We start from the raw sequence: 6,466 nt of genomic DNA, 5'->3' as shown, positions 1-6,466 counted from the left end.
GTCCGGCCCGCCGCACGCGGGCCGGACCGATGGCTCAGCGCTTCAGAATGCCCTCGAACTTCGCCCAGTCGTACATCTGGTGTACGGCCTGGCCGAATATCGGAATGCTGATGTGCTCGAACACGTCCTCAAGCAGGTCAATGTCGCCGGTGTTGACGAACAGCGGCCCGGTGATGTTGATCAGGCCGCCGGAGCGGGGCTCCCGCTCCTGGGCGTGTGCGGTGCCGCCGGACAGTGCCAGCGCCATTCCCACGGCCGCCATCGATACCGCGACCCTCGCACCAACGCGCAGTTTCATCCGTTCTCCGATTCGAGTTCAGTTCTTCTCACTGGGAAACGTCAGCCCGGCGCCGGAACCGGCGTGGAAGGTGAGTTGCCGCGGCGGATCGCCGCTGGGCTGAGGTAAAGATCAGCTTGCCAGCGGGTCAAAGGCAAGTAAAGATCCCTGGAAAAACTTGCTGATCATGGCTGATTTTTTGCCAAACCGAAGGGTATGTAGGGGGTGATGCGCAGGGTGCAACCTCAGTGTTCAGAGGCTTCTAGTGGCATGCACGCCTCATCTGTGTGGATGCTGTGAAGGCCCCTGATGCCTCCTCGGTGGCTGAAAATGGTCGGCCTGATGGCCGGTCCCGCCATCACCGGTGCTGGGGCGCGATACCCCGGTCCGGCCGGGCCGGGGCGCACGGTGGGGTTACCCCCATGGCAGCCGTACCGGCGGGCGGGATAGCGTCGACGGGTACAGAGGCGTCGGGGGGCGCGAAAGTCCGGCCGTCCGGCGAGCTTCGGGAACCGCGGGGGATTGTTGATGCGCCAACAGCAGTTGCGCTATGTGGGCATATATGTCGTGGCTTCTCTCGTCGTAGGCGGAATGAGTGCCTACGGTTTAGTCAAGCGCCATTCCTTCAAGGATCGCGAAGCGCTTTCCGGGCCCATCAGTTCGGTGCGGATCGAGAACGGCCCGGGCGGTGTCGTGCTCCGTGGCACCCGGGCCGGAACCCCCCTGCAACTGCGGCGCACGGTCGAGTACAAGGGCGACCGGCCCTCCGGCGTGAGCCACCGCCTCACGGACGGGGTCCTGGTCCTCGGCGGCTGTGGTGACCGCTGCTCCGTGCGGTACCGGGTGGACGTCCCCGAGGGCGTGCCCGTCTCCGGTGAGACCTCCGGCGGCGCGGTCGCGCTCTCCCGGGTCGGCGCGGTGAAGGTGTCCACCCACACCGGCGGGATCGCGCTGGACGGCGTCCTGGGCGCAGTCGACGTACGGGCGACCAATGGCCGCATCACCGGGACGAGGCTGTACGGCCGGGAGATCGCCGCCGAGACCTCCAACGGGTCCATCGACCTCGCCCCGGCGGCGCCCAGCGACATCCGGGCGACCAGTGCCACCGGGGACATCACCGTCACCGTGCCGAGGGCCGCCTACCAGGTGACGGCCGAGTCGAAGAACGGCGAGCGGCGGATCGACGTCGCCCACGAGCCCCTCGGGGCCTGGCGGCTGGGACTGGACAGCGGCGGCGGGGACGTCACCGTCCGTGCCCGGATGGCCGACACCCCCTGGTGGTGGGGGAGCGCCCGCTGAACCGGGCGGGGCCCCGGTGCGCGAGCCGCCTCAGAGCACCCGGTGATACCGCTGCGACCGTTGGGACGTCGGCCGGGGGAGGACGGCGCCATGGTGGCGGGACAGCCCTTAGACTGCCGCCCCACCCCGGAGCGACAGGAGTCACACCATGTCAGATGAGGCACGCGCCCGCGCGGCCGACCGGATCGACACCACGAGGGCGCACTCGGCCCGCGTCTATGACTACATCCTCGGCGGCAAGGACCACTACCAGGTCGACGCCGACGCGGGACGCGCCATGTGCGCCGAGTGGCCCGCACTCCCCGTCCATATGCGCGCCAACCGGGAGTTCATGCACCGCGCCGCGCGTCATCTCGCCCGTGAGGAGGGCATCCGCCAGTTCCTCGACATCGGCACCGGACTGCCGACCTCCCCCAACCTCCACGAGGTCGTCCAGCGGGAGCGTCCCGACGCCGGGATCGTCTACGTCGACAACGACCCCATCGTGCTCGCCCACGCCCAGGCCCTGCTCACCAGCGCGGCCGAGGGGCGTACCGCCTATGTGGACGCGGATATGCGCGACCCCGACGCGATCACCGCCTCACCCGAGTTCCAGGACATCCTGGACCTGGGCGAACCCGTCGGCCTCATGGTGATAGGCATGCTCCACTTCATCATGCCGCCGGAGGACCACTCCCTCCTGCGGCGGCTGCTCGACCCCCTTCCGCCGGGGAGTTTCCTCGCCGCGACCATCGGCACCGCCGACTTCGCCCCCGACGAGGTCGGCCGCGTCGCGCGGGAGTACGAACGCCGGGGAATGCCGATGCGGCTGCGCACCCGGGCGGAGGCCACGGCCTTCTTCGACGGCCTGGACCTGGTCGAGCCGGGCCTGTGCCAGGTCCACCACTGGCGCCCCGACCCCGGCCAGCCGCTCCTCGACGACCGCGACATCGCGATGTACGGCGCTGTCGCGCGCAAACGCTGACCTCCCGGAGCGCCGCCCGCGCCGACCCGCACGGCCCCGCACGGCCGTGCCCCGTGCGACCCGACGGCCGACGAACGCCTGCCGCCGCCTCCCCTCAGCGCCGGGGCGGTACGCGGCGGGGGACCCCCTCTCCGTACGGCCGGGTCAGCCGCAGGGCCCGGGGCGTCCCGGCGGGCCCAGCGCACGCGCGCAGAGCACGGCGGCCACGCGTTCCGGGGCGATGGGCAGCGTCCGCACCTCCGCCGTCGCGCCCACCGTGTGCAGACTCTCCCCGTCGCGGCTGAACGCCAGCGCCAGCGGCGCGCCCCCCGGCACCGGCAGCGGCGCCCCCGTGAGCCGCCGGGGCACCCCGTCGCCGCCCGGCCGTACCGGGCTCAGATCCCACAGCCGCAACGCGCCGGAGGAGTCCGCCACCGCCAGCGTCCTCCCGTCGGGGGAGAGGGCCACCACCGCCACCGGACCGGTCCGCTCCGCCTCCGTGACCACCACGGGCCGCCGGGCCGCCGACGCGCCCCACACGGTGACCCGCCCCGAGCGGTCGCCCACGGCCAGCCTGCTCCCGTCCGCGCTGAACGCGAGCGCGCGCACCTCGTCCTGACCCAGCGTCCGCCGGACCGCGCGTCCCGTACGGATGTCGACCCAGAGCCCGTGGGAGGTCGCCAGGTACCGGCCGTCAGGAGAGAACGCCACCACCGCCCCGGCCAGCGACGGCAGCGGCCATGGCCGCGCGCCCCCGCCCGTGCCGCGTACCTCGGTCCACCGTCGCACCGTACCCGCCGGGCCCGGCGCGTTCCGCGCGACGAGCACCGCGCGGCCGTCGGGGGTGAACGTCGTCCCCCTGTCACACCCCACCGCCGAGGCGAGTGCCGCGACCCGGACGCCCGCGCCCGGCACATGGGCGAGCGCGAGCAGCTCCCGGGGCGCGGGACAAGGGGTGCCGGGCAACTCCGCCAGCACCCTCCCGGTGCGCGCGTCGCTGACCCGGGTCCGCGTCACGGGTCCCTGACGGCCCGCCGTCGCCAGCAGCGCCCCGCCGTCCCCGAGCCGGGCGGCCGACAGCCAGGTCCCGCCACCGCCCGGGGCGGGCGGGGGAGCGGCGGTCAGTGAGCGCACCGACACGCCGAAGGGGCCGCCCAGATGACGCAGCGTCCGGCCGTCCGGGTCCCAGCGCAGCGAACGGGCGGGCCCGTCGGACAGGGCATGGCGGAACAAGGGCGCGGGGGAGCCGACCCGCCAGACGGTGATCTCCCGGGCGTCCGCCGCCGCGAGCAGCTCGCCGCCCCCGCTGAGCGCGAGCTCGCCGGGCCGCGGCCGACGCACCTCGGCCACCTCCGTGCCGGAGGACAGGTCCCAGGTGCGCAGCCGCCCGCCCTGGGCGAGGGTGAGCCGCTCACCCCGCGGGCTCAGCGCCGCCACCGGGCTCCGGCACCCCCGTCCGGCACGGGCCGGAGCGGGCAGCCGCAGCCGGTGACGGCCCGGCAGGTCCCACAGATCGAGGGTGCCGTCGACACAGACCGCCGCGATCCGGCCGTCCGCGCTGACCACGGCGCTGGGCACGGCACCCGTAGCGGCGGTCCGGACCAACAGGGGCACGCCGCTGACCGCGTCGCGCAGCTCCAGGGTCCGGTTCCGTACCAGGACCAGCACCCGCCCCCGTCCCAGCGGCGCGGCGGGGGCGGTGGCGGACGCCCGCAGTGCCACCGCCTGCCGTCCGCGCCACAGGAAGCGCCGCGCGTCCAGCCGCTGCCGTGACGCCCCCAGGACATAGGCACCGCCCGCGTCGACCGCCGCCAGCCGCCGGTGCGTCCGTACGTCCCACCAGGTCGTACGGAGGGGGCCGCCGCTGGTCAGCACCCGTCCCAGCGGATCGAGTTCCCGTACCGCCGACGGACTGGGGTCGGGATCGGCGAATGTGTCCGTCTCCTGCCAGGCCAGCGCCTCCATCAGCCCCCGGCGCGTCTCCGGGCTGTCATGCGTGCGCCACGCGGCCACGGTGAGCCCCACCGCGCGCCGGGGGTCCTCCGGGCGCAGCGCCTGCGCCAGCGTCGTGATCCGCAGCGACTCCGCGCGCAGCGCCGCGCGCTCGGCCCCCAGACCACGTCGCCACGCCAGGGCGCCCGCCACCACCGACAGCGCCAGCAGCACCAGGACCGCCACGGTCAGCGCCCGCAGCGCCCGCAGGGTCCTCTCCTCGGCGCGCCGGGCCGTGAGGGCGGCGGCGAGATACGAACGCTCCAGCGCGGTGAGGCACGCGTACTCCACCGCGGTCAGCTCCGCACCGCGCCCGGCGCCCGCGAACGCGGCCTCGGCGCGGGCCAGCCGGGTGCCCCGGTACAGCGCGCCGGGATCGCGCCCCAGCTCGGCCCAGAGCCGGGCGTCCTCGGTGAGCCTGCGGTGCAGCAGCAGCCGGTCCCGGTCCGCCGCGATCCAGCCCCGCAGCCGGGGCCAGGCCCGCAGCAGCGCCTCGTGCGCGATCTCGACCCGCTCGCCGTCGAGCGTCAGCAGCCGCGCCCCGGCGAGCGCTTCGAGGACCGGAGCCGCGTCCCGCCCCGTCCCGGCGAGCAACTCGCCCCGCTCCGCCGCCCGCCGGGTGTCCGGGACCCCCACCCCCGGGGTGATCAGCCGCAGCAGCATCCGCCGGGCGGTCTGTGCCCGGGGCCCCGGCAGTCGGGTGTAGACCTCCTCGGCGGTCCGTGCCAGCGCCCCGCAGACCCCGCCCGCCGCCTCGTACGCCTCCTCGGTGAGGGTACGGCCGCGGCTGCGGCGCCATGTCTCGCGCAGCGCGTGCGACATCAGTGCCAGGCCGCCCGGCTCGCCCTCCACCTCACGGATGATCCGGGCCGTCAGCGGGCGTTCCACCGCGAGCCCCACCGCGGAGGCCGGGCGGACGATGGCCTCGCGCAGCTCCGCCGGCCCCATCGGACCCACCAGGACCGTGGCCTCCCGCAGCGCCGGGAACCGCCGCCGGGGCCCGGCCAGCCGCTCCAGATGGTCCGCCCGGACCACGATGATCACCCGCAGTCCGCTGCCGGGGTCGCACGCCGTCAGCAGCCGCTCCAGGAACGCCGCCCGCTCCCCGGGGTCGGCGCAGAGGGTGAAGACCTCCTCGAACTGGTCGACCACCAGCAGGGTGTCCGCGCCACCGCCGCGCGGCACCAGCGCCGCCGCGTGCCGCGACACGGGACGCGCGCCCGGTGTGATCACCCGCAGCGCGTTCAACCGGGGGCTGGTCGGCGGATCGGAGCGCAGCGCCGGGATCAGACCCGCCCGCAACAGCGACGACTTGCCGCTGCCGGACGGCCCGGAGACGGTGATGAACCGCTGGGTGCGTATCTGGACGAGCAACTCGGCGACCAGCCGGTCCCGGCCGAAGAACCGCCCGTGATCGAGCGGCTGGAACCGGGCGAGCCCCAGATACGGCGGCTCCGCCCGCTCCGGCTCCCCGCCCGCCCGCCGCTCCGCCTCCCGCGCGGCGCGCCGCCAGCGCAGCTCCCACTCGGTCAGATCCCCGCCGCACGCGCCCGCGTACGCCAGCGTGACCGGGAGCGACGGCAGCCGCTCCCCGCCCGCCGCGCGCGCCAGGGTCACCGCCGAGTAGCCCGCCCGCGCGGCGAGGTCCCGGTAGGTGGCTCCGCCGGCGGCGCGGCGCAGCCCGCGCAATTCGCAGGCGAACCGCTGGACTGGGCCCGCGGTGGGGTCGACCGGTCTTTCCCGACGTCCCATCTGGCAACCCTCCCGGATGTCCGGGGGAAATTGAGGACCACACAATGTAGGCGACGTTCCGGGACCCGAACAAGAGGGCTGCCGGACGCCGTCGCACACGCGCCGCCAGGAGATTTTTGTTAGCTGTGCGGGGGGCGGTGCCTAACAAAGAAGGACGTGCGCATCCTCGAAGTGCCGGCGTGGTGTACGCACACCACCACGCC

4 protein-coding genes are annotated in these 6,466 nt (G+C 74.5%); 2 read left to right on the top strand and 2 right to left on the bottom strand.

Features of this window, described 5'->3' with window-relative positions:
* Positions 1–34: 34 nt before the first annotated feature.
* Positions 35–298, bottom strand: coding sequence for a hypothetical protein (locus tag ACFVIM_RS31230; protein ID WP_384308532.1), 264 nt, complete (start codon positions 296–298; stop codon positions 35–37).
* A gap of 507 nt (positions 299–805) precedes the next feature.
* Here ACFVIM_RS31230 and ACFVIM_RS31225 point away from each other — a divergent pair.
* On the top strand, positions 806–1,576 hold the full coding sequence (locus ACFVIM_RS31225; protein ID WP_384308529.1) for a DUF4097 family beta strand repeat-containing protein: 771 nt from the start codon (positions 806–808) through the stop codon (positions 1,574–1,576).
* A 148-nt stretch (positions 1,577–1,724) separates the two neighbouring features.
* The gene (locus tag ACFVIM_RS31220) at positions 1,725–2,540 is read left to right on the top strand and encodes an SAM-dependent methyltransferase (RefSeq protein WP_384308527.1); all 816 of its coding nucleotides are present in this window, start codon (positions 1,725–1,727) and stop codon (positions 2,538–2,540) included.
* Between the two features lie 144 nt (positions 2,541–2,684).
* Here ACFVIM_RS31220 and ACFVIM_RS31215 read toward each other — a convergent pair whose 3' ends face one another.
* Positions 2,685–6,263, bottom strand: a complete 3,579-nt coding sequence (locus tag ACFVIM_RS31215; protein WP_384308525.1) for a hypothetical protein — start codon at positions 6,261–6,263, stop codon at positions 2,685–2,687.
* Positions 6,264–6,466: the final 203 nt, after the last annotated feature.

Origin of the sequence: Streptomyces sp. NPDC057638 (genome assembly GCF_042800315.1) — a bacterium.
Lineage (GTDB): Bacteria > Actinomycetota > Actinomycetes > Streptomycetales > Streptomycetaceae > Streptomyces.
This window is presented reverse-complemented; position numbering and strand designations above follow the sequence as displayed.